This is a genomic window from Vibrio sp. 10N.261.55.A10, assembly GCF_041470825.1.
GTDB classification, from domain to species: Bacteria; Pseudomonadota; Gammaproteobacteria; order Enterobacterales; family Vibrionaceae; genus Vibrio; species Vibrio crassostreae_C.
Window position 1 is genome coordinate 76,432 of the sequence record NZ_JBFRNC010000003.1, and the last position, 23,116, is coordinate 99,547.

A 23,116-nucleotide genomic window follows, 5' to 3' on the forward strand; every position below is an offset into this window, starting at 1 on the left:
AGTCATGTTATCAATTAACAACTTACCTCATTCTTCGATAGGCAGCACGTCTAAGCCGAATCGAATTAAAAAGAAGGAGCAGGCAAAAAAATCTGATGCTAGCACTGCGGTTGGGCAACCGACTAAGGTCGCTAATGCTGTTTCTCACTCTATTCGTCAAGTTAAAGAGTCTGAACTACACAAGGCTCAAATCCAGTATGATCTTCCAGAAGGCCGAGGACGTAAGGCTATGGAAGAGTATATGGATGTAATGAATCAGGCGAAGAAAGAAGAACTTGCAAAGCTTATCGGTGTCGATATCTACATCTAGAGCTTGTTATTAATGCCTGTTTAAGGACCAGAACCATGTCAAATTATCTCTCTAAATTACGCTTAATAGCCCTTTCTCTTGGTGTCTTGGTACTTGCCGGGTGTTCATCACTTCCTAGCGAACTTGAAGCAAAATCAGAGCCTGTAATTAGTGATTACCAACAGTGGGTCGACCAACTACCGGAGGCGAAAAGTGTTCGATTGGGTGGCGTTATCTCTAAAGTAACCAACTTGAAAGATAAGACTCGAATCGAAGTTGCTAATATGCCGATTTCGAGTAGCGGTAAGCCAGACCTAGACGCAGAGCCAAGCGGACGTTTTGTTGGTTATATTGAAGGGTATGTTGAGCCTCTAAGTTTTGCAGAAGGCCGTCTGATTACACTGGTTGGTCAGTCAAGCGGAAGTGAAGATGGAAAAATAGGGGAATACCCTTACATCTTCCCTGTGATGAAAGTGGACAACCAACGACTGTGGAACATCACTGAGCGTGTTGTTGTTAACGATTTTGCACCAACCTACTACTCGTGCAGAAGTTTACATTGTCGCAGTTTTCAAACGATGCCAAGACAAGGTCGAGTGATACAGGACGTAGAGTAATTAACTTTTTAGACGTTGATTGCGCAAACAGATGGAACTAAGTGTTTGATGATTGAAAAGTCATACTCCCTTGCGAGCGGGACGCTTGCAACACAACAGATTGGCAACCCACAAACGACCGCAACGACGGTCGTTTTTATTCATGGGTGGTTGGATAATTCGTCCAGCTTTAATCCGGTTATGCAGCAAGTCGCCAAGTTTGCGCCCAATGCTCACCTTGTTGCTATCGATCTCTTCGGACACGGCTTCTCGTCGCACAAATCGGGAAGTTACTACCCATTTCATGATTATATTGATGACTTGCATCAGTTGGTGACTAAATTATCGCCAAACAGACTGGTACTGGTAGGACATTCACTTGGTGCATTGATCGCAAGTTGCTATAGTGCCGCCTTTCCTGAAAAGGTGTCAGGATTAATTCAAATTGAAGGTCACGGACCTCTTTCAGAAGCTCCCCAAGAAACGGTTTCTCGCTTGAGAGATGGGGTACTCAGTCGTCTTCGACAGCGAAGAAAGCCTTCACGTCCTCTGGCAAGCCTTGAGGATGCTATTAAGCTGAGAGCTCACGCCAATCAAATCAATGCTGAATTAATTGCTCCTATTGTCGAGCGAGGAATTGTCGAGTTAGATAACTCTTGGCAATGGCGATGCGACCCTAACCTAAAATGTGACTCGTTATATCGAATGTCACAGGCGCACGCTGAAGCGATCATGGCGGCTATTGAATGCCCTCAATTAATAGTTTTAGGAAATGATGGATTCCGACATTTGCAGCATAATCGCTACAAATCAGCCCATAGTTCTCTGAATATAGAGACTGTTCCTGGCGGACATCATTGCCATTTAGAGAGCCCGGAGCTAGTTTCAGAGCTAATTCTTGGTGTAGTTAACAAAATTTAAACAAGTGTTTGAGCCTTTTAGTGCTCATGCACTAAAGCTGTGCTGTAATACCGCAATGATAAAAAGCGGCGAAGCAGTCGTCAGCTGATAAACGAGGAGTAACATAGTGGACAAACCTTGGCTTTCACGTTATCCAAGTGACGTACCAGAAACGATCAACCCAGATCAGTACCCATCTCTTGTAGAAATGTTTGAACAGTCGGTACAGAAGTACGCGGACCAACCTGCATTCGAGAACATGGGCTCGATTATGACATTCCGTAAGCTTGAAGAGCGCAGCCGTGCTTTTGCCGCTTACCTACAGAATGACTTGAAACTGAAGAAGGGCGATCGCGTCGCGCTAATGATGCCAAACCTACTGCAATACCCAATTGCACTATTTGGTGTATTGCGTGCAGGTATGATTGCAGTGAACGTCAACCCACTGTACACACCTCGTGAGCTTGAACATCAACTGAACGATTCTGGTGCAAAGGCGATTGTTATCGTATCTAACTTTGCGAGCACGCTAGAGAAAGTCGTTGATAACACGCCGGTTAAACACGTTGTTCTAACTAGCCTAGGTCAAATGCTCCCTCGTGCAAAAGGTACTATTGTCGACTTCGTTGTGAAATACGTGAAAGGCATGGTTCCTAAGTACGATCTACCGGGTGCTATCTCATTCAGAAAAGCGCTGCACAAAGGCCGTCGTCTTCAATATGTGAAGCCGTTTATGGCAGGTGATGACATTGCATTCCTACAGTACACTGGTGGTACAACAGGTGTTGCGAAGGGCGCAATCCTAACGCACCGCAATATGATCGCGAACGTACTTCAAGCGAAAGGGGCGTATGGTCCTGTTCTGCAAGAAGGCAGAGAGTTAGTGGTAACAGCACTGCCGCTTTATCACGTGTTTGCACTGACAGTGAACTGCTTGCTGTTTGTGGAGATGGGTGGTCGTAACCTTCTAATTACTAACCCTCGTGACATTCCTGGCTTTATTAAAGAGCTGCAAAAGGTTCCGTTTACCGCAATTACCGGCGTAAACACCTTGTTTAATGCGCTAGTTAATAACGAAGATTTCCACGAGTTGGATTTCAGTAACCTACGCCTATCTGTTGGCGGCGGCATGGCGGTTCAACGCGCTGTTGCTGAGCAATGGAAGAAAGCGACAGGCATTCACCTATTGGAAGGCTATGGCTTAACTGAGTGTTCACCACTGGTAACGGGTAACCCATACGACCTGAAAGACTACACAGGTGCTATCGGCCTACCAGTACCATCGACAGAAGTTCGTATTGTTGATGATGAAGGTAAGGTTATTGCTAATGACCAAGTAGGCGAGCTACAAGTTCGTGGCCCTCAAGTGATGCAAGGTTACTGGCAGCGCCCTGAAGCGACCAAAGAAGTGATCGATCAAGACGGTTGGTTATCGACAGGTGACATCGTTAAGTTTGATGACGAAGGCTTGTTGTACATCGTTGACCGTAAGAAGGACATGATTCTTGTATCAGGCTTCAACGTTTACCCGAACGAGATTGAAGATGTTGTGGCTCTGCATGGCAAAGTGTTAGAAGTTGCGGCTATCGGCCAACCTCATGAGGTGTCTGGTGAGCTGGTTAAGATTTACGTGGTGAAACGTGACCCTAGCCTAACCAAAGAAGACATTATCGCGCACTGTCGTGAACACCTAACAGGCTACAAGATCCCTAAATTGATTGAGTTCCGTGAAGAACTACCAAAAACCAATGTAGGTAAGATCTTGCGCCGAGTGCTTCGTGAAGAAAACGACGCAGAGCTTGCCAAACGCGCAAGCGAGTAATGCACGGGTTTGCGAGAAATTAGCCCCCGAAACCATTCAGGCGCTTAATCTAAGCGAGCGCTGAAAAATGGTGTTAGAATGCCGACAGTTAATGTCGGCATTTTTGTATCCGGCGATCAAAGTAAAATCAGTGAGAGTTTTTGTGGATTATCAAATCATTACCCAAGTTAAAGACCTTGAGCGAGTTTGCCAACAAGCACGTGAAGCCGATGTTGTTATGCTTGATACAGAGTTCGTTCGTACAAGAACCTATTACCCTCAATTAGGCTTAATTCAGTTATTTGATGGTGAAACGCTGTCACTGATTGATCCTATTGCTCTTGATGAAATGACCCCGTTTGTTGGGCTGTTGAAAGACACTTCAGTACTGAAAGTGTTACATGCGTGTGGCGAAGATCTAGAAGTATTCCAGAACGCATTTGGCTGTACGCCAACACCAATGGTTGATACGCAGATCATGGCAGCCTTCTTAGGTCATGGTCTTTCAACTGGCTTTGCGGCTCTAGTTTCAGAGTTTGTAGGTGTTGACCTAGATAAGAGTGAATCTCGTACTGACTGGCTAGCGCGTCCGCTTTCTCAAAAGCAACTCGACTATGCAGCGGCAGACGTTCACTACTTGATGCCAATGTACAACAAGCTTCTCGAAAAAGTGATGGAAGCAGGCTGGTGGGAAGCGGCGCAACAAGAGTCTGATTTACAAGTGGCTAAGCGCATCCGTAAAGCAAACCCAGACAACGCTTACCTTGATATTAAAGGCGCGTGGCAGCTAAAACCTCAACAGCTAGCTATTTTAAGACCTCTAGCAACTTGGCGTTTAAAAGAAGCGATTAAGCGTGACTTAGCGCTGAACTTTGTCTTTAAAGAGCAAGACTTATGGGCAGTAGCGCGTTTCGCGATGAAAGATCCTAAACATATGGAGCAAGAAGGTTTTGATTACCGCTCTGTACGTCGCCATGGTGCGAAGATCAGCTCAATCGTGAAATTGGCTGAGCATACGCCAGAAGAAGAGTACCCAGCGCCAGTAGAACGTCTAATGGACTACCCAGGTTACAAGCAACTCTTCAAAGTGTTGAAAGATGAAGTGAAAACAGCATCACAGCACAGTGGCTTAGCGACTGAGTTTTTGGCATCGAAGAAGCAACTTAACCAAGTGTTAAGCTGGATTTGGAAGTACGATCGTAACCCAGAGAAGCTGCCTGATGTCATGCAAGGTTGGCGCTTAGACGTGGTTGGTGAGAAGCTAAATAAAGCAATCAAATAACCTTATATCTTCAGTAAGCAACGAATGCTTTAGAGATAAAAGTTTCAGACACAAAAAAGAGAGCCTAGGCTCTCTTTTTTATTGAATATTGATAAGCACAGCTCAGGCTCTAGTTATCGATCTTCTTCTGGAAGCTTAACGTTCAGCTCTAATACGGAGATGTCGTCATCTTTGTGTTCGAAAGTCAGATCAACCATTGATGGATCGACTTCCACATACTTCGCAATACACTTCAAGATGTCTTCTTTCAGTTGCGGTAAGTATGATGGTGCAGGGTCGTCATGGCTGCGTCGTTCGGCAACAATGATCTGCAAACGCTCTTTGGCTAGGTTTGCGGTTGTCTTTTTCTGTGGTCTAAAAAACTCTAATAATGACATTGCGTATTAGCCCCCGAACAGTCTTTTGAAGATGCCTTTCTTCTGTTCCGTTAAGAAACGGAAGTCCACTTGGCTACCCAGTAGTCGCTCTACAGTATCATTGTAAGCCATACCCGCGTCGGTTGCTTCGTCAAAGATAACTGGCACACCCTTGTTCGATGCGTTCAGTACTGCCTGGCTCTCTGGAATCACGCCCAGTAGAGAGATGTGCAGGATTTCTTCAACATCTTCCACACTGAGCATCTCACCTTGAGTTACGCGTGCTGGATTGTAGCGAGTCAGTAGAAGGTGTGTTTTCACTGGCTCTAAGCCGTCTTCTGAACGACGAGATTTAGAGTCAAGAATACCTAGAATACGGTCTGAGTCGCGTACAGAAGAGACTTCAGGGTTAGTCGTCACAATCGCTTCATCAGCGAAATACAACGCCATCAGAGCGCCTTGCTCGATACCCGCAGGAGAATCACAGATGATGAAATCAAAGCCCATTTCATCCAATTCATCAAACACACGACGAACGCCATCTTTTGTTAGTGCGTCTTTATCACGAGTTTGAGAAGCAGGAAGAATGAACAGGTTCTCTGTACGCTTGTCTTTGATCATCGCTTGGTTCAGCGTCGCTTCACCATTGATAACATTAACGAAGTCGTACACAACACGACGCTCACAACCCATGATTAAATCTAGGTTACGCAGACCAATATCAAAGTCGATGACTGCGGTTTTTTTCCCTTTTAAAGCCAGACCTGAGGCAATAGCTGCACTGGAGGTCGTTTTGCCTACCCCGCCTTTACCCGACGTTACAACGATAATGCGTGCCATTCTGTTTTCCTTTTATTTCTCTTATATTGCGAGGACATCAACGTGTAATACATCGTTTGCCATACTGAACATGGTTTTCTTCTGCCAGTACTCGCTTTCAATTTGATCGCTGAGCCAGTAATTTCCTGCAATGGAAACCAGCTCGGCTTGTAAATCATTACAAATTATTTTTGCTTCAGTTTGACCACTTGCACCTGCAATCGCACGGCCACGTAAAGTGCCATGAATATGGATGCTGCCATCGGCAATGACTTCTGCGCCAGCGCTCACATGGCTGAGGATCAATAGATCGCCATCTTTCGCATACACCTGCTGACCAGAACGTATCGGGGTTCTCACCACCTTTATCGGGGCCATCTTCGCCGGAGCTTGAGAAGGAGATTTACTTGCTGTCATCACGGCAAAACCTGCATCTCTGGCTAGGTTTTGCATGCGTTTATCTGAACAGCCAGCCACACCTACCGGGATCATGCCCGCTTGAGATATACCATTTTTCAGTTGCACGAAATCTATATCGCCCGCGACTTTGCTAATGTTGATAACAACAGGCGCAGCTGCGAAAAAAGTGGGTGCCTGGTCTACCTTCTCTTGAAGAAAAGACACTGCATTTTCGACTTGATCATCGGATAAGTGCAAAACAGATAGCGTGAAACTGCTACCTTTTAGATCTGGGTTACTAGACATCGAAAAACTACAGGACCTCAATAGCGGATTGGTACAATTTCTTTATCAATAAAATAAAGGGCATTGCCTGAAACTAGGTTTATCATGTTATATTCCCAAACCAAGCACAGCAAGTAATCTTGTTGTCAAATGGACGTTTTGTTCCCAATATTTCCCTAACATAAACTATTGATCTCGCAAGTGAGAGTTTTGTAGTCATAATCAATTAAAAGGTTTGTCATGCTGTGTTCTATATATAAAAGCTCAAAGAAAGAAGGAACATACCTTTATATCCCTAAGAAGGATGATTTTTCACAAGTTCCTGACGCATTGATGCAAATGTTTGGTAAACCTAGTTTTGTAATGGTAATTAAAATGGATGGCCGTAAACTGGCTCAAGTAAACATCGAAAAAGTGAAAGAATCACTGAATACCGATGGTTTCTTTTTACAGGTTCCGCCACCACCAGTTAACGAACTTGAGCTTCATAAAGAGCGTAAAGCTCAACAGAAATCTCAAGACGAAGAGTGATAGCCACCTCAATTCAAGGAGGAGTGATCGTTGAGTAAATTTTCGAAAACCATATTGGCTGTGTCGGCATTACTATTGGGTAATAGCCTGACCATAAGTTCAATACAAGCTGAAGAACTGAGCTTCGAGCAATATGTAGAAAAACTAAAACAACAAGGCCGTGAAGAAGGCATCTCTGAAGCGATCATTGATGAAGCCTTTGATGGTGTAACGTTTAAGCCAAGAGCGGTAAAAGCCGACAAAAACCAACCTGAGAAAAAACTGACTCTGGATGAATACATTCCACGAGCGGTTCCAGATTGGAAAGTGAAGCAAGCAAGGTCACTCTACAAGGAGCATTACACCGCGTTAAAGCGTATTGGTGATGAATATGGTGTTCAACCAAGATTCATTGTCGCGCTATGGGGCGTTGAGAGTAATTTTGGTAAGTTCACGGGCAATTACAGCGTTATCGACGCCCTAACGACCATGGCTTATGAAGGACGCCGAGAAGCTTTCTTCCGTAGCGAAGCGATGGCGGCATTGAAGATTCTTGATCAAGGCCATATTGCACCAAAAGAGATGAAAGGCTCTTGGGCTGGTGCGATGGGTCAACCTCAGTTTATGCCAAGCTCATTCTTAGCTTACGCCGCTGATGGCAGTGGTGATGGCAAGAAAGACATTTGGGGCACTGAAGAAGACGTATTTGCTTCGGCGGCCAATTATCTCAGCCAATCAGGCTGGGATGATAAGTACACTTGGGGTCGTCAGGTTCATGTTCCGTCAAATGTGTCGATCGATTTACAAGGTCGAGACGAAGACAAAGCGAAATACTTAAAAGAGTGGTCTGAACTCGGTATTAAACGCTATGACGATCGCCCACTGCCAACGCTTGATGAAGACATTAAAGCTTGGTTGATAATGCCGGATGATGAAACCGGACGTTCGTACCTCATTTACAACAACTACAATGTGTTAATGAAGTGGAATCGTTCTTACTACTTTGCTTTGGCAGTAAGCCATCTAGCCGACAGAATTAAGTTTGATTAACAGACCTAAGTCGCTTTGAATAGCATTTGGCCTACCATAGGCAGAACGAACTAAAGGACTCTTCGGAGTCCTTTTTGATTTTATATTTCATAGATTTAATAAGGTGATCTTGTGCTAACAGATAGAGCTGCACAGATGGTGATATTCCATGCGCTGATCAAGCACGAAGGCTTTACCAGTGCTGCAAAAAGCTTGAACGTTTCGGTGTCCCATATCAGTAAGCAAGTCGCTTTGCTTGAAGACTCTATAGGCATCAAGCTGGTGCAAAGGACAACACGAAGCTTAACGCTCACTGAAGCGGGAGACGTGTTCTATCAACATTGTGAGCAGCTGTTTAACACGGTGAAAGCAGCTCAGATGGATATGGACAGCCAGCGCGATGATATCTCTGGAATACTACGCGTCGGTTTGTCGCAGTCATTTGGCACACTCCATATCATTCCGGCGATTGATCAACTCAGACAGCTTTATCCTCAGTTGAGAATCGAGGTCCACTTGTTCGACTATAAGGTGGACATGATTGAAGAGCGCTTGGATCTCTGGATCACCAACAATGAAGATTTGCCTGAAGGTTACATTGCGCAGCGATTAGCCGACAGTCAGTTTGTGGTGGCTGCGTCACCGGATTATCTGATTAAGGCTGGGACGCCACATGTACCTTCCGATTTGATTGACCATAACTGTCTTATCTATCGCAGCCGTGAACGAGATTACACATCGTGGGCGTTTGACAACGGGCAAGAAAACCTCAGCGTCAAAGTCGCGGGCGATTACTCAGTCGATTTGGCTGAGGCAGTACGAGACGCGGCAGTATCAGGGTGGGGCGTTGCTTATTTGGCGACTTACTTAGTGAAAGAAGAGTTTAGAACGGGCAAGCTCATTCAAGTATTGCCAGAGTGGAGAGCCAGTCAGCTGATGCCATTCTATGCCGTTTACCCGAGCCGAAAGAATATGCCGAAGAAGCTTTCGGCAGTGATTGAGTTCATTAAAGATCATATCGGGTCGCCGACGTATTGGGACAAAAACCTCAAAACTTGCGTTGAACTGCATCGCTAACTGTTTCCTAATCTATAAATATAATTTCCATATGGAAAAAGTACGCTTTTTAATCAAAGTTAATTATTAAAATTCAATAACTTAATTATACTCATAGTTAAATCGTGATTACCCCAACATCACATTAACAACCTCAGCTTGCCGCAAACGATTTCCTCTATAGAATGCCTCGCCTTTCCTACCTACAACTTTTAGGTTGACGCACATGGCTTCCCTACTTGGAATTATCACTATTTTAGTTGCCGCTTGGTTACTATCTACGGACAGAAAAAATATTCCACTAAGAACAGTCTCTTTGGCTTTCTTATTACAAATCTCATTCGCGCTATTGGTTCTGTATGTACCAATGGGTAAAGAAGCGTTGAATGCAGCCACGGGTGCGGTATCTAGCTTGATCAACTACGGTCAAGAGGGGATTAACTTCCTATTTGGTGGCCTAACTAATAACGGATTTGTTTTCGCGATTAATGTTCTTGGCATCATTATCTTTTTCTCTGCACTGATTTCAGGCTTGTACCACATCGGCTTTATGCCAAAGGTGATCAACCTTATTGGTGGTGCGCTACAGAAGTTCTTGGGCACAGGTCGTGCGGAATCATTGTCTGCGACTGCCAATATCTTTGTCGGCATGATTGAAGCGCCATTGGTGGTTAAGCCTTACTTAAAACACATGACAGATTCACAACTGTTTGCTGTGATGGTGTGTGGTTTGGCGTCTGTAGCTGGTGGTACGCTAGTGGGTTATGCATCGCTTGGCGTTGACCTAAACTTCCTGATCGCTGCGGCATTCATGTCTGCACCAGCCGGCCTATTGATGGCTAAAATCTTAGTACCTGGCAGCCCAAATGACGCTCAAGAAAATATTGAGTCTGATGTAGAAATTCCACGAGCAACAAACGTAGTTGAGGCGATGGCAGATGGGGCTATGTCTGGACTTCGTATTGCCGTTGCGGTGGGTGCAACACTTCTTGCCTTTATCAGTGTGATTGCAATGCTGAATGGCTTGCTAGGTATCGTTGGCGGCTGGTTTGGCGTAAACCTAAGCTTCGAACTTATCCTAGGTTATGTGTTTGCACCCGTTGCATGGCTGATCGGTGTACCGTGGTCTGAGGCTGTGGTTGCGGGCTCATTGATCGGTAACAAGATTGTCGTGAACGAGTTCGTGGCTTTCATCCAACTAATGGATGCTAAAGAGGCACTAAGTGAGCACTCGCAAGCGATCGTAACTTTCGCTCTATGTGGCTTTGCTAACATCTCTACCATGGCGATTCTTATCGGTGGCTTAGGTAGCTTGGTACCAGAGCGTCGCTCTTTCATCTCACAATACGGCTTTAAAGCGATTTGTGCAGGTGTGTTTGCTAACCTAATGAGTGCCGCGATTGCTGGCGTGGTACTTTCACTGTAAGTACCTAGTTTAATCATTAAGCACCGAGTGGATGAGTCAGTCACTTTATTTCCCCTATAGTAAAGTGACTGATTAATCACAATAATATTCGGTCAGCACGAAAAAGAGAGCCTATAGTTTAATGACGTAGGCTTTCTTGTTTTAGCAAATAGGTTTGTATCACAGGGTGTGGCACAAATTATTTAGGGGCATAAATGGATTTGTCGATTACTTCTTCTTTGGCGCTAATTGGACTCTTGTCTTTAGCCTGTCAGCTTCTGGGCTGGCGTTTGCGTCTTCCCGCTATTCTCCCTCTTCTCATTGTCGGCCTGCTATTGGGCCCCGGTTTAAATGTCCTTAACCCAGATGCCATTTTTGGCGAAGTGCTATTTCCGCTGATTTCATTAGGTGTTGCCATCATTCTGTTTGAAGGCGCATTGACGCTTAATTTCAAGGAGATCAGAGGCCATGGTCGCATGGTGACTCATCTAGTGAGTGTCGGCATGCTGATTACATGGGCGTGTATCGTGGTCGGTGCTTATTACTTTGTTAACTTTAATTGGCCATTAGCGGCGCTATTCGGAGCCTTGGTAGTGGTGACGGGCCCGACAGTGATTGTGCCTATGCTGCGTAGTATTCAGCCCAAAGCTTCTCTTGGCAGCATTTTGCGATGGGAAGGGATAGTAATTGATCCGATTGGCGCTCTGTTTGCGGTTCTCGTCTACGAGTACATTGTTTCTTCTGCCGACCCTACCGGACACGTTCTGTCAGCTCTGGGCCTGACGTTAGTCATAGGTTTAGGCTTAGGGATCATCGGTGGCCATTTGATTGCCAAGATGCTGCAAGGGCATTGGGTACCGCACTATTTACGTAATGTGGCTGTGCTGACGCTAATGTTGGCGGCGTTCTCGTTTTCTAATGATCTGAGTGAAGAATCGGGTTTATTAACCGTGACCATCATGGGGATCTGGCTTGCCAACGTGAAGGGCTTGGATATCGAAGACATCATCGAATTCAAAGAAACCCTGACCGTGTTACTTATTTCTGCGTTGTTTATTCTGTTAGCGAGCAGACTCGACTCCGGAACCTTCCTCTCGATAGGTTGGGGTGGGGTTGGCTTGTTAGCGGTAGTGATGCTGGTGGCGCGTCCTTTGAGTGTGTGGATCAGCGGGATCGGCACGGATCTTACCTCTGCGGATAAATGGTTTTTGAGCTGGATGGCACCGCGCGGGATCGTTGCAGCCGCGGTTTCTTCTCTGTTTGCAATCAAACTTCAAGAGAAGCAATTAATTGAAGGCGCAGATTTACTGGTGCCAATGGTGTTCTTGGTCATCATCGGTACGGTTGTGATTCAGAGCCTTACCGCGAGTTGGTGGGCGAGAAGGCTAGGTGTGACTCAAGAGAAGGCACAAGGCGTTATCTTCTTTGGTGCGACTCAGTTTTCACGCCAGTTTGCCAAAGTGTTGGCGACACACAACATCAACAGTGTGCTTGCCGATACCAACTGGGAAAGCATTCGCTTAGCGCGCATGGAAAACTTGAATGTTTATTTTGGTAACCCAGCTTCGAGCCACGCTGAAAATAATCTGGAATTGGATGGAATAGGGCGTGCGATGATCGTGTCGCCTTATCGTCAAACCAACCCGTTAGTTAGCATGCACTATCAAGACGAGTTTGGTGAGAATAAGGTGTTTGAGCTTGAATCCTCAGAGAATAAACATGAAAGGCACCAAGTGAGCCGCGATGGCAATAGAAGTCTGTTTTCGGAAGGGATCACCTATTCTAAGCTTAACTCGTTGATGGCTCAGGGTAGCCAAATTAAAAGTACAGGTTTGACCGAGGCATTTGATTTAAAAGAGTTTAACGCTTTGTATCCTAAAGCCATTCCTCTTGGGGTGATTAATGGCGGTGATTTCCGTTTAATTACACAAGGATCTGAGTTGGAAAAACTCATATCAACGGAGTGTGAGCTTATTAGTTTATTACCGCCTTCTGAACAGACGGAAAAAGTCGAGACTCCAGATAAGTAGCAACGAGCACTTCATCAAAAGCGAGTCACCCCGTTGTAAAAACGAATAGCTAAGTACCAAAGCATCAAAAAAGCCGCAACGTTCATCACGTTGCGGCTTTCTAATTTTATTTATATGCGCTGCGGACTACTTCGAGTGAAATTGCTCGCAAGCGATCATGGTGTTCTCGATTAGGCTCGCAACCGTCATTGGGCCAACACCACCCGGCACAGGTGTGATGAAGCTTGCGCTTTCTTTCGCTACGTCGTATTCAACGTCGCCCACTAGTTTGCCAGATTCTAAACGGTTGATACCAACATCGACCACAACAGCGCCTTTCTTAATCCAAGCGCCAGGAATGAAGTTAGGCTTACCAACGGCAACTACAACAACGTCTGCTTGACGCACGTGACCTTCAAGGTCTTTGGTGAAGCGGTGACATGTTGTCGTCGTACAACCTGCTAGAAGAAGCTCTAGCGTCATTGGGCGACCTACGATGTTTGATGCGCCAACCACAACCGCGTGCTTACCACGTAAGTCGATGTTGTAACGGTCAAGCAGCGTGATGATGCCTTTTGGCGTGCAAGAGCGAAGCTTAGGCATGCGCTGAGCCAAACGGCCGACATTGTATGGGTGGAAGCCATCAACGTCTTTTTCTGGCGTGATACGCTCAAGAACGTGAGTGCTATCAATGCCAGCTGGTAGAGGCAGTTGAACAAGAATACCGTCGATCTCTGGATCGTCGTTCAGTTGGTCTACCAGTGTTAACAATTCGTCTTCTGTCGCAGTGGCTGGCAAGTCGTAAGATTTAGATACGAAGCCAACTTCTTCACACGCTTTACGCTTACTTCCAACGTAAACCTGAGAAGCAGGGTCTTCACCCACTAAAACAACCGCTAGGCCCGGAGCGCGTAATCCAGCTTCAGTACGAGCTTTTACACGTGCAGCAACTTCGGAGCGAACCGTTTGAGAAATTAGCTTTCCATCAATATTTTGAGCAGTCATGAATTTCCTTAGTATTGATATTCAAGTTAGTGGCTGATGTTTTTGGCGCATTATTCCAGAAAATCTTTTTGATTACCATCAAGCAAACGTTTGCTTTGGTCTGTTTTCCAACACTTATATGTTTGTTGGCCTTTTTTTACCCACTTAGATCAGAATGTTACATAAAGCCGTTGCTTTACTGATTCGAATTCGTATAATTCGTTCCTGTAGCGCGCCCTTAGCTCAGCTGGATAGAGCACCTCCCTTCTAAGGAGGTGGTCGAAGGTTCGAATCCTTCAGGGCGTGCCATTATTTAAAGAAACCCGATAACTCTCCGAGTTGTCGGGTTTTTTGCATTTTACATATCATAAAACACTTCTTTTCAAGCGCGACTCATTTTCTTCTGTTATTCGTTTCATTCGGCTTATGTAATAGAAAGTTAAAATTGTTCGTTTTTTGGGGTTTACATCATTTGGTAATAAAGCCACTATGAATTCACGAAGAATAGACAAGTAAAGCTATTAGCCAGTCGGTTTAGGAATCAAACCTTCTGATTGATGGCTGATTTAGAGGAAGCAATGGCAGGAAACAGTATCGGACAACACTTTCGAGTGACCACATTCGGAGAGAGTCACGGTATCGCACTAGGATGTATCGTAGACGGGTGCCCACCAGGATTAGAAATTACCGAAGAAGATCTGCAGAAAGATCTGGACCGTCGTCGTCCGGGCACTTCTCGCTATACAACGGCTCGTCGTGAAGCGGATGAAGTGAAAATCTTATCAGGTGTATTTGAAGGCCAAACTACGGGTACTTCTATTGGTCTATTGATTGAAAATACAGACCAACGCTCTAAAGACTATTCCGAAATTAAAGACAAGTTCCGCCCTGGCCACGCTGACTATACGTACCATCAAAAGTACGGTGTGCGTGATTACCGAGGTGGTGGTCGTTCTTCAGCTCGTGAAACTGCAATGCGTGTTGCTGCAGGTGCAATTGCGAAGAAATACCTAAAACAAGAATTTGGTGTTGAAATCCAAGCTTACCTTTCTCAAATGGGTGATATCTCAATTGATAAAGTGGATTGGAACGAGATTGAAAACAACGCTTTCTTCTGTCCAGATGCCGACAAAGTACCAGAATTTGATCAACTGATTCGTGACTTGCTAAAAGAAGGCAACTCGATCGGTGCGAAGATTCAAGTGGTTGCGACTAAAGTGCCAGTAGGCCTTGGTGAGCCAATCTTTGATCGTCTAGATGCTGACATCGCGCACGCTCTAATGAGCATTAACGCTGTGAAAGGTGTTGAGATTGGTGATGGCTTCGATGTTGTTAATCAACGCGGTAGTGAACACCGTGACCCATTAACTCCAGAAGGTTTCAGCAGCAATCATGCTGGCGGTATCTTAGGTGGTATCTCTACTGGTCAAGATATTGTGGCAAGCATTGCGCTTAAACCAACATCAAGCATCACTGTACCTGGTGACACAATCACGAAAGATGGTGAAGCAACGCAGCTAATCACGAAAGGTCGTCACGATCCATGTGTTGGCATCCGTGCGGTACCTATTGCAGAAGCAATGCTGGCTATCGTGCTGCTTGACCACTTGCTACGTCATCGTGGTCAAAACTTTGGTGTGACAACTGAAACACCACAAATCTAATTCTGCTTCTTTTTATTTAGAATAGAATTGGTAGAAACAAAAAAGGGTTGCTTCGTAATGAAGTAACCCTTTTTCACATTAGCAGGATTATTCGTCCGGTTAGCGACTATCGTCATTAAAGACAGCTAGCAGCTTAAGGCTCTTAATCCATTAATGCACTGAACTTTCAGGATCAAGCTGGAACGAAGGCAAACTCCATTTGAATCTTACAGCCGCCATGCGCAGCAAGTAACCAACTACAAGCGTCACAATTGTCGCCGTGACGTCGTTGATGCCAAGCTCAAGCAAACCTAGGTACAAACCTGAAGCGACAAGTGCGACAGAGGCATACAGCTCTTCATGTAACACCAATGGTGTTTGACGACAGATAAGGTCACGTAACAAACCACCAAAGACACCTGTCACTAATGCCGATACCATGCAAATCATCGGGTGCAGACCCATGGTCATCGCTACTTTGGTACCAATGATACTGAATACGATTAGGCCTAAGGCATCCAAGCGAATAAACAAACCTTTTAGCTTGATAACCCATTTCGCCAACCCGGTTGTAATAACACCTGCTATACAGGTGATGGCCAGATACTGAGGGTTTTCAACCCAACCTAAAGGGTAATGGCCAAGTAAGATATCGCGTACTGTACCGCCGCCAATTGCCGTTGCGCTCGCAACCAGCATTACACCAAACCAATCCATTTTTTGTTTGCCTGCACTGAGAGCGCCGGTCATGGCTTCTGCCGTGATGCCAATGATATACAAAACACTTAGTAGCATTGCTGTAGCTCTATAATTTAGGTCTATAAACTCGAGTCTTATAGGCCTTAGGGATATAAAATGAAGCGCGAGTGTAGTAGTAAAAATGCTTGTTGACGAATGAATATTTGTACCGTGAATGGGCGTTTCAGATTAGCTAAACTAATCATTCACCTTAAAGTGGTGTAATCTGGGAATGGCAATCGATTGTCACTGCAAAGTATAATGGCGAACCCGATGTCATTACGCTTGATAGGGCTTTACCGAGCGCTTAAAAAAAAGCAAAATGCCCCAGTTATTTTTACTTAAATTTGATTTTATGACACACCAATACTCAGACATTATCGATATCTTCAATCAGACCTTTTTTGAAAGCTTTAATACCAAACTAGAGCTAGGGGCTGATGAGCCGATCTATTCGCCTGCTGATGATACTATCCCACACCATCGAATCGTGTTCGCACGTGGCTTTTACGCCTCTGCACTCCATGAGATCGCACACTGGTGCGTTGCTGGGCCTGAGCGTCGTTTACTGGAAGATTTTGGCTATTGGTATGAACCTGACGGTCGAACGGAATCGGTTCAAGCTGAGTTTGAAAAAGTAGAAATTCGCCCACAAGCGTATGAATGGATCATTGCGATGAGCGCAGGCTTTCCTTTTAATGTCAGCTGTGACAATCTACACGGCGATTTTGAGCCAGATCGTTTGGCCTTTATGAATAAAGTACATAGCGAAGTTATGGGTATCTTTGAAGTAGGCTTTCCGCCTCGCGTGAAAATGCTCTCTGAAGCATTACGCAGCTTCTACGATGTAGAACCTTTATGTGCTAGCCAATTTATTGTGAAATAAGAGAATATTATGATTATCGAATTTGAAGAAAAACTACTTGAAGTAATTGATGCTCGCATTGAAAACGCATCAGACGATGAACTGTTTGCTGGTGGTTACTTACGTGGTCATATTTCTCTTTCAGTGGCTTCATGTGAAGAAGAAGGCATTGAAGATGTGGCTGAAGTAAAAGCTCGTATTGAACAGAGCCTAGACGACGCTCGCTCTGAACTAACACCAGCAGACCGCACTATCGTTAATGACCTTTGGGTTGAGCTACAAAACCAAGCTTAATCTCGATGTATTAATACTATCCGCTCAGTCCCTTCCTTTCCCATTTTGCTGAGCGAACTGGTTTATTTGAGACTCGTTCGAAATTTTTGAATGAGTCCGTTCATTTCTTGTGATGGTTACATTTTCTTACTACGTTATTCTAATCCCACTTAACGGAATTACAGAAAGGTCACATCATGAAAGTTATCGCATTTGGCGCAAGCACAAGTTCTACCTCAATCAACAAAACACTAGCAACTTACGCAGCAAACTTGATTGAAGGTGCTGAAGTTAAAGTCCTAGACATCAACGATTACAATGTTCCTATGTTCAGTGAAGACACTGAAAAAGAGATTGGCCAAGCGGAAGGCGCTCAAGCATTCTTGCGCGACCTAGCTGAAGCTGATGCGTTTGTTATCTCGTTCGCAGAACACAATGGTCACTACCCAGCTGCGTATAAAAACCTATTTGATTGGGCGACACGCATTGAGCGTTCAGTATTTGGCGAGAAGCCGGCGGTTTACCTAGCGACTTCACCAGGCCCTGGCGGCGCACAAACGGTACTTGGCGCAGCGACAGGTTCTGCACCTTACTTCGGTGGAAACGTGCAAGCGTCAGTTTCAGTACCAAGCTTCTACGATAACTTTGATTTTGAATCTGGTTCTATCAGCAACGAAGAGATCGTTCTACAGATTAAAGACGCGGTTGCTAAGCTGTAAATACAGCTTCGTTTAGAACAACACGAATAACAAAAAGCCCGAGCGACACAATGTCGTTCGGGCTTTTTAGCTTTTAACTTATTAGTTTCAGATATTCAGATTAGCTGAACTAGAAACTACGGCTTTGATTTAGAATGCTTGTCAGCAACCCATCCAGCCGTTAATGCCTTACCTTTACGCAGTCTGCGTACCCACATTCGACTTGGGTGAATCGCCTCAAGCACATCAACAGGCAAGGGCAGCGGATCGCCACAGATCTGTGATGCTAATACTTCAGCCAATAATGGTGCAGAGCTCAAACCACGTGAACCCAGTCCGATAAAGCAATAAAGGTTAGGGAAGCTTGTTACCGTTTCTACATCCTCAACCGAGTCACGCTGCGGGTTGAAGTTGTGGAGATCTTGGTACTGCTCCTTAATGGCTTCAAAGTCACCAATGTTTCCGACAAACGGAAGGTGGTCACGGCTTACGCTTCGGATACCTTGGCGCGCTAAGTTGTCACTGGTATCGACATCTTTTGTCCATGCTTGGTCTGGTAGTGACCCATGTAGGCGCTCGCCATTGTGCTGCTGAACCTCAATATCAAATTCTTGGTCGATATTGGTTTTGTCGTAGTTCGCACCAATACAGTGATGACCATTGTTGGGGTTCTGTGGCGTCAAATAGCCATCAAAGCACAACACGGTTTTTAGCTGGCTGAGATTTTCCGTGGTCGGAATATGGCTCACTTGGCCTTTAACCGGAGTCAGTGGTACTGGCTGAGTTTGTTCAAACTGAGTGAACTTGTGTCCATTCGCGACAACCACTTGGTCGTGCTTGGTTTGAATCTCACCTTGAGGTGTATCCATCGTCAGTATCCATTGTTGTTCAGCTTCGAGCCACTCAAGTTGCGTTACTTGATGTTGATAGTGCGCGCTTACTTGGTTGTTCTCTTCTAACTTGCTAATCAAGCCTTGAGTCAGTTGCAGAGGGCTTAGCCAACCACCCAGCGGAAAGTAAACACTCTCTTTATCGACGGGTAAGCCAATCTTTTCGTTGGCTTGCTCTGGCGATAAACGCTGAATCAGGTCGGTGTGGAAGTTGCCTTCCAACATGCGGTTGAGCTTTTTAGTGGAGCCTTGATCCCACATCAAGATGTTCACGCCACACCAACTGTGATCAAATTGAATAGACTGAGCCGCTTGATTAATAAATTGACGAGCAAACAGTAATCCCGGGCCAAACACGCGAGACACGTTCGAGGTCGCTTCGCTTAATAGCGGGTAAATCGCACCTTGGTTGTTACCTGAGGCATTGCCCGCAGCTTGTGGATGTTCACAATAAAGGGTGATATTTTTGCCACGACGGCTTAGCGTTTTGGCTAATGCAGCACTGGCGACACCACCACCAATGATCGCAATGTCTTGGGATTCAGTGTGTTGAGCGAGGCCATACCAAGGTTTGATGTTGGTGTGAGCGTGCTTTTCGCCAAGTCGGCCGGCGATCATTTCTCGCTTAGTACCAAAGCCTTTGACCTTTTTCATTTCAAAGCCAGCTTCAATTAAGCCACGGCGAACAAAGCCAGCAGCGGTGAAGGTGGCGCAGCTACAATCTTGCTTAGCGAGCTTAGCCATGCCGTTGAATAGGTTTTGATTCCACATCTCTGGGTTCTTGCTCGGAGCAAAACCGTCTAAGAACCAAGCATCAACCAAACCTTCACGCGGGGTTGGTACGTTGGGCATGCAATCTTTAATATCGCCAAACCACAAATCAAGCGTGATTGCACCGTCGCCCAGCACAATGCGGTGACATTCAGGTAGAGCAATAGGGTAGTGTTCTTGGAGTTGCGTCGCATACTCGGCTAATTCTGGCCACGATTGGTGTGCTTTGATCAGATCCTCTTTATTTAAAGGATATTTTTCAAAACTGATGAAATGTAACTCTTTGGTCATCGCTTGTGGGTTATCTTTAAGAAAAGCATCGAACCATTGCCAAACTGCAAGAAAGTTCAAACCTGTGCCAAAGCCGGTTTCAGCAATCACAAAGCGGCGTTGTTCATGTTCAAGCCAACGCTCTGGAAGGTGGTTTTGCTTTAAAAAGACGTAGCGAGTTTCTTCTAAACCGTTAACATTGGAGAAGTAAACGTCGTCAAATTGGTCTGAAACTGGCGTGCCAGACTCATTCCATTCCAGTTCTGCATTAGTAATTGAAGTCATAAAATCTATCATTTTGTGATTTGAAGCGATATGTTGGTAGGGATTGTACGAATTTCTAGGAAAGCTGACCACTTTTGTTAGGCTTCTTAGTTATCATCTAGCTGAATTTAGAATTATAGGAATGTCACATGAAACGAGTCGTAATCACCGGTATGGGTATTGTTTCAAGTATCGGTAACAACGTCGAAGAAGTTTTAGCATCACTGAAAGAGGGTAAATCTGGTATTACCGCTTCAGAGCAGTTCAAGGAAAATGGCTTGCGCTCTCAAGTATGGGGTAACCTAAAAATGAACCCTGCTGACCATATCGATCGCAAAAAAATGCGCTTTATGGGTGATGCAGCGGCATTCGCTTATCTTTCAATGGAGCAAGCAATTGCTGATTCTGGCTTAACTGAAGATCAAGTATCTAATGACCGCACGGGTATCGTTGCGGGTTCAGGTGGTGCTTCATCTCTAAACCAAGTAAACGCGGTAGACATCATCCGTGAGAAAGGCGTGAAGCGCGTTGGTCCATACATGGTTCCACGTACAATGGCTTCTACGGTTTCTGCTTGTCTAGCAACTCCTTTCAAAATCCGTGGTGTGAACTACTCTATGAGCTCTGCATGTGCGACATCTGCACACTGTATTGGTCACGCAATGGAGCTTATCCAACTTGGTAAGCAAGACGTTGTATTCGCTGGTGGCGGTGAAGAACTGGATTGGTCTCTGACTATGATGTTCGACGCAATGGGCGCACTTTCTACTAAGTACAACGACACGCCAGAGCTGGCTTCTCGTACCTACGATGCAGACCGTGATGGTTTCGTTATCTCTGGTGGCGGCGGCATGTTAGTTATCGAAGAGCTTGAGCACGCTGTTGCTCGTGGCGCAAAAATCTACGGTGAAATCGTAGGCTACGGCGCAACTTCAGATGGCTACGACATGGTTGCTCCTTCTGGTGAAGGTGCGGTTCGTTGTATGAAGATGGCGATGCAAAACGTTGATGGCGTTGATTACGTGAACACTCACGGTACTTCAACTCCAGTTGGCGACGTTAAAGAGCTAGGCGCTATCCAAGAAGTATTTGGTGGCAACAGCCCAGCAATTTCTGCAACTAAAGCGATGACAGGTCACGCTCTAGGTGCTGCTGGCGTACACGAAGCTATTTACTCAACGCTAATGCTAGATAACGGCTTTATCGCTCCAAGCATTAACGTTTCGAACCTAGACGAAGCTGCTGCTGGCCTAGACATCGTAACTGAAGCTCGTGATCAAGAGCTAACTACAGTTATGTCTAACAGTTTTGGTTTCGGCGGTACGAACGCAACGCTAGTAATCAAAAAGTACCAAGCTTAACTTAAGCTTGAGTTACAGAGACAAGGTTAATCGTTAAAGGGTTGCGCTAGTGCCGATTCAACACGCACAGGTCACCCAGTAATAATGACCATCAGAACAAAGTTTTTAGACGCAGGTTGGTAAACGTGTTTTTTGAACATAGTTTTTAAATCTGGGTTTAGAGATTGAAAGGTTTCCAGAGCTTGACCAGTACTGACTTTGGTTAGTACTGGTTGAACAGACGCAAGACTCTGTCTCCTGGAGAGCGAGATAGGATCCTTTTGTTCTGGATGTTTGCCCGATTGTTTATTCAATCGGGCATTTTTCGTTTTAGCCGTTTGATCTTGGGTGTTCACTCTGGTTTCGGTTCTTGTCTGCCAAGGTTAGGTGATTCAGCCCTTTATTTATAATGTATTCCAATTGCTACTCGACACCGTGTGTGGAATTTTGCACAATCATTTCAATTCACATTTAGGTCGATAGACCCCAACAAAAGTACTCGCCAAATGAAAATCTTAATCGACGAAAATATGCCTTACGCTGAAGCGCTTTTTAGCCAGCTAGGGGAAGTGACAATGAAGTCTGGTCGCACATTAACAGCTGACGACCTAGTTGACGTAGACGCATTGATGATTCGCTCTGTTACCAAGGTAAACGAGTCATTGATCAGCAAAGCCAATAAGCTGAAGTTTGTTGGTACTGCGACGGCTGGCATGGATCACGTTGACCAAGAGTTGATGAAAGAGCGTGGCATTTTCTTTACTGCGGCACCTGGTTGTAACAAGGTGGGTGTTGCTGAGTACGCGTTCAGTGCGATGATGGTGCTTGCGCAGCAACAAGGCTTTTCTGTTTTTGATAAAACGGTTGGTATTATCGGCTGTGGTCAAGTGGGCAGTTACTTAGCGAAGTGCCTTGAAGGTATTGGTATCAAAGTTCTGCTGAACGACCCTCTAAAACAGCAAGAGGGTGATACTCGCGAATTTACTGAGTTAGAGACTTTGCTTGAACAATCAGACGTTATTACATTACACACGCCAATCACTAAGACGGGTGAGTATCCAACGCATCACTTGATCAGTGAGCAAGTGCTGAACAACTTACGTGCTGATCAAATCCTGATTAATGCAGCTCGCGGTCCTGTGGTTGATAACCAAGCGCTAAAAGCTCGCCTGCAAAAAGCCGATGGTTTCACTGCAGTGCTTGATGTGTTTGAGTTTGAACCTGAAGTCGACTTTGAGCTTCTTCCGTTACTCGCTTTTGCAACGCCTCACGTAGCGGGCTACGGTTTAGAAGGTAAAGCGCGTGGTACCACGATGATCTTCAACAGTTATTGTGAATTTTTAGGTACTGAACAGCGTGCGTATGCAAGCGACTTATTGCCGACAGCGCCTGTACCTCAAATGAAATTAGATAGAGCTTGGGATGAAGCAACACTGCACAATTTGACTCAGTTGATCTATGATGTGCGCAAAGACGACGCCTTATTCCGTCGCAATATCGTTACGCCGGGTTCTTTTGACAAGATGCGTAAAGAATATTGGGACCGCAGAGAGTACAGTGCAGTCGAGTTAACGGGCGACGAATCTTGTAATTTAACGCCGTTATCTAAACTCGGTTTTATGGTAAAGCCAACTTTATAAAAGA

22 protein-coding genes and 1 tRNA gene are annotated in these 23,116 nt (G+C 45.2%); 17 read left to right on the forward strand and 6 right to left on the reverse strand.

What is annotated here, in order from left to right; translation table 11 throughout:
• The first annotated feature begins 4 nt into the window (after window positions 1–4).
• The 5 genes from AB4274_RS00620 (at window position 5) to rnd (ending at window position 4,868) form a co-directional block, all read left to right on the forward strand.
• Window positions 5–310, forward strand: a complete 306-nt coding sequence (locus AB4274_RS00620) for a chromosome partitioning protein ParA (protein ID WP_372110554.1) — start codon at window positions 5–7, stop codon at window positions 308–310.
• 35 nt (window positions 311–345) lie between these two features.
• Window positions 346–906 (forward strand): Slp family lipoprotein, encoded by a 561-nt coding sequence (locus AB4274_RS00625; RefSeq protein ID WP_017067373.1) that lies wholly within the window; start codon window positions 346–348, stop codon window positions 904–906.
• 48 nt (window positions 907–954) lie between these two features.
• Window positions 955–1,806: an alpha/beta fold hydrolase gene (locus tag AB4274_RS00630; RefSeq protein WP_372106505.1), complete on the forward strand. Its 852-nt coding sequence runs from the start codon at window positions 955–957 to the stop codon at window positions 1,804–1,806.
• A 106-nt stretch (window positions 1,807–1,912) separates the two neighbouring features.
• On the forward strand, window positions 1,913–3,607 hold the full coding sequence (gene fadD / locus AB4274_RS00635; RefSeq protein WP_372110556.1) for a long-chain-fatty-acid--CoA ligase FadD: 1,695 nt from the start codon (window positions 1,913–1,915) through the stop codon (window positions 3,605–3,607).
• A 142-nt stretch (window positions 3,608–3,749) separates the two neighbouring features.
• On the forward strand, window positions 3,750–4,868 hold the full coding sequence (gene rnd, locus AB4274_RS00640) for a ribonuclease D (protein WP_032500282.1): 1,119 nt from the start codon (window positions 3,750–3,752) through the stop codon (window positions 4,866–4,868).
• A gap of 113 nt (window positions 4,869–4,981) precedes the next feature.
• Here the strand turns inward: rnd and minE are convergent, their stop codons facing one another.
• From minE to minC, 3 genes are read right to left on the reverse strand one after another with little or no spacing between them, the layout of a single operon-like run.
• A complete protein-coding gene (gene minE / locus AB4274_RS00645) occupies window positions 4,982–5,245 on the reverse strand; it encodes a cell division topological specificity factor MinE (RefSeq protein ID WP_010436847.1) in 264 nt (87 codons plus the stop codon).
• Window positions 5,246–5,251: 6 nt separating this feature from the next.
• A complete protein-coding gene (gene minD / locus AB4274_RS00650; protein ID WP_009848498.1) occupies window positions 5,252–6,064 on the reverse strand; it encodes a septum site-determining protein MinD in 813 nt (270 codons plus the stop codon).
• A 21-nt stretch (window positions 6,065–6,085) separates the two neighbouring features.
• Window positions 6,086–6,748: a septum site-determining protein MinC gene (gene minC, locus AB4274_RS00655; RefSeq protein ID WP_017084080.1), complete on the reverse strand. Its 663-nt coding sequence runs from the start codon at window positions 6,746–6,748 to the stop codon at window positions 6,086–6,088.
• Between the two features lie 219 nt (window positions 6,749–6,967).
• Between minC and AB4274_RS00660 the strand changes: the two genes are divergently transcribed.
• From AB4274_RS00660 to AB4274_RS00680, 5 genes are all read left to right on the forward strand, one after another.
• Window positions 6,968–7,258 (forward strand): YcgL domain-containing protein, encoded by a 291-nt coding sequence (locus tag AB4274_RS00660; protein WP_017062372.1) that lies wholly within the window; start codon window positions 6,968–6,970, stop codon window positions 7,256–7,258.
• 30 nt (window positions 7,259–7,288) lie between these two features.
• Window positions 7,289–8,287, forward strand: coding sequence for a lytic transglycosylase domain-containing protein (locus tag AB4274_RS00665; RefSeq protein ID WP_372110558.1), 999 nt, complete (start codon window positions 7,289–7,291; stop codon window positions 8,285–8,287).
• 135 nt (window positions 8,288–8,422) lie between these two features.
• Window positions 8,423–9,343 carry a LysR family transcriptional regulator gene (locus AB4274_RS00670; RefSeq protein WP_017063421.1) on the forward strand — a complete coding sequence of 307 codons (921 nt, stop codon included), beginning with the start codon at window positions 8,423–8,425 and terminating at the stop codon, window positions 9,341–9,343.
• A 205-nt stretch (window positions 9,344–9,548) separates the two neighbouring features.
• A complete protein-coding gene (locus AB4274_RS00675) occupies window positions 9,549–10,748 on the forward strand; it encodes a NupC/NupG family nucleoside CNT transporter (RefSeq protein WP_017063422.1) in 1,200 nt (399 codons plus the stop codon).
• Between the two features lie 194 nt (window positions 10,749–10,942).
• Complete coding sequence (locus tag AB4274_RS00680) at window positions 10,943–12,757, forward strand: cation:proton antiporter (RefSeq protein ID WP_372110561.1); 1,815 nt, start codon at window positions 10,943–10,945, stop codon at window positions 12,755–12,757.
• Window positions 12,758–12,883: 126 nt separating this feature from the next.
• Here the strand turns inward: AB4274_RS00680 and folD are convergent, their stop codons facing one another.
• Window positions 12,884–13,741, reverse strand: a complete 858-nt coding sequence (folD, locus tag AB4274_RS00685; RefSeq protein WP_017062367.1) for a bifunctional methylenetetrahydrofolate dehydrogenase/methenyltetrahydrofolate cyclohydrolase FolD — start codon at window positions 13,739–13,741, stop codon at window positions 12,884–12,886.
• Between the two features lie 211 nt (window positions 13,742–13,952).
• Between folD and AB4274_RS00690 the strand changes: the two genes are divergently transcribed.
• Both AB4274_RS00690 and aroC read left to right on the forward strand, forming a co-directional pair.
• A tRNA-Arg gene (locus AB4274_RS00690) sits at window positions 13,953–14,029 on the forward strand.
• 269 nt (window positions 14,030–14,298) lie between these two features.
• Complete coding sequence (gene aroC / locus AB4274_RS00695) at window positions 14,299–15,384, forward strand: chorismate synthase (protein WP_029235357.1); 1,086 nt, start codon at window positions 14,299–14,301, stop codon at window positions 15,382–15,384.
• 150 nt (window positions 15,385–15,534) lie between these two features.
• Here aroC and AB4274_RS00700 read toward each other — a convergent pair whose 3' ends face one another.
• Window positions 15,535–16,158 (reverse strand): trimeric intracellular cation channel family protein, encoded by a 624-nt coding sequence (locus AB4274_RS00700; protein ID WP_017062358.1) that lies wholly within the window; start codon window positions 16,156–16,158, stop codon window positions 15,535–15,537.
• A 298-nt stretch (window positions 16,159–16,456) separates the two neighbouring features.
• On the opposite strand from AB4274_RS00700, the gene AB4274_RS00705 reads away from it, so the two are divergent.
• The 3 genes from AB4274_RS00705 (at window position 16,457) to AB4274_RS00715 (ending at window position 17,958) form a co-directional block, all read left to right on the forward strand.
• Window positions 16,457–16,987 (forward strand): elongation factor P hydroxylase, encoded by a 531-nt coding sequence (locus AB4274_RS00705; RefSeq protein WP_372075010.1) that lies wholly within the window; start codon window positions 16,457–16,459, stop codon window positions 16,985–16,987.
• Between the two features lie 9 nt (window positions 16,988–16,996).
• The gene (locus AB4274_RS00710; protein WP_017063425.1) at window positions 16,997–17,260 is read left to right on the forward strand and encodes a YfcL family protein; all 264 of its coding nucleotides are present in this window, start codon (window positions 16,997–16,999) and stop codon (window positions 17,258–17,260) included.
• Between the two features lie 176 nt (window positions 17,261–17,436).
• The gene (locus tag AB4274_RS00715; RefSeq protein ID WP_017062355.1) at window positions 17,437–17,958 is read left to right on the forward strand and encodes an NADPH-dependent FMN reductase; all 522 of its coding nucleotides are present in this window, start codon (window positions 17,437–17,439) and stop codon (window positions 17,956–17,958) included.
• Between the two features lie 116 nt (window positions 17,959–18,074).
• Here AB4274_RS00715 and mnmC read toward each other — a convergent pair whose 3' ends face one another.
• Complete coding sequence (gene mnmC / locus AB4274_RS00720) at window positions 18,075–20,153, reverse strand: bifunctional tRNA (5-methylaminomethyl-2-thiouridine)(34)-methyltransferase MnmD/FAD-dependent 5-carboxymethylaminomethyl-2-thiouridine(34) oxidoreductase MnmC (RefSeq protein WP_206361185.1); 2,079 nt, start codon at window positions 20,151–20,153, stop codon at window positions 18,075–18,077.
• Between the two features lie 128 nt (window positions 20,154–20,281).
• On the opposite strand from mnmC, the gene fabB reads away from it, so the two are divergent.
• Together fabB and AB4274_RS00730 are read left to right on the forward strand one after the other, a co-directional pair.
• Complete coding sequence (gene fabB / locus AB4274_RS00725; protein ID WP_017062353.1) at window positions 20,282–21,493, forward strand: beta-ketoacyl-ACP synthase I; 1,212 nt, start codon at window positions 20,282–20,284, stop codon at window positions 21,491–21,493.
• A gap of 485 nt (window positions 21,494–21,978) precedes the next feature.
• A complete protein-coding gene (locus tag AB4274_RS00730) occupies window positions 21,979–23,112 on the forward strand; it encodes a 4-phosphoerythronate dehydrogenase (protein ID WP_017062351.1) in 1,134 nt (377 codons plus the stop codon).
• Window positions 23,113–23,116: the final 4 nt, after the last annotated feature.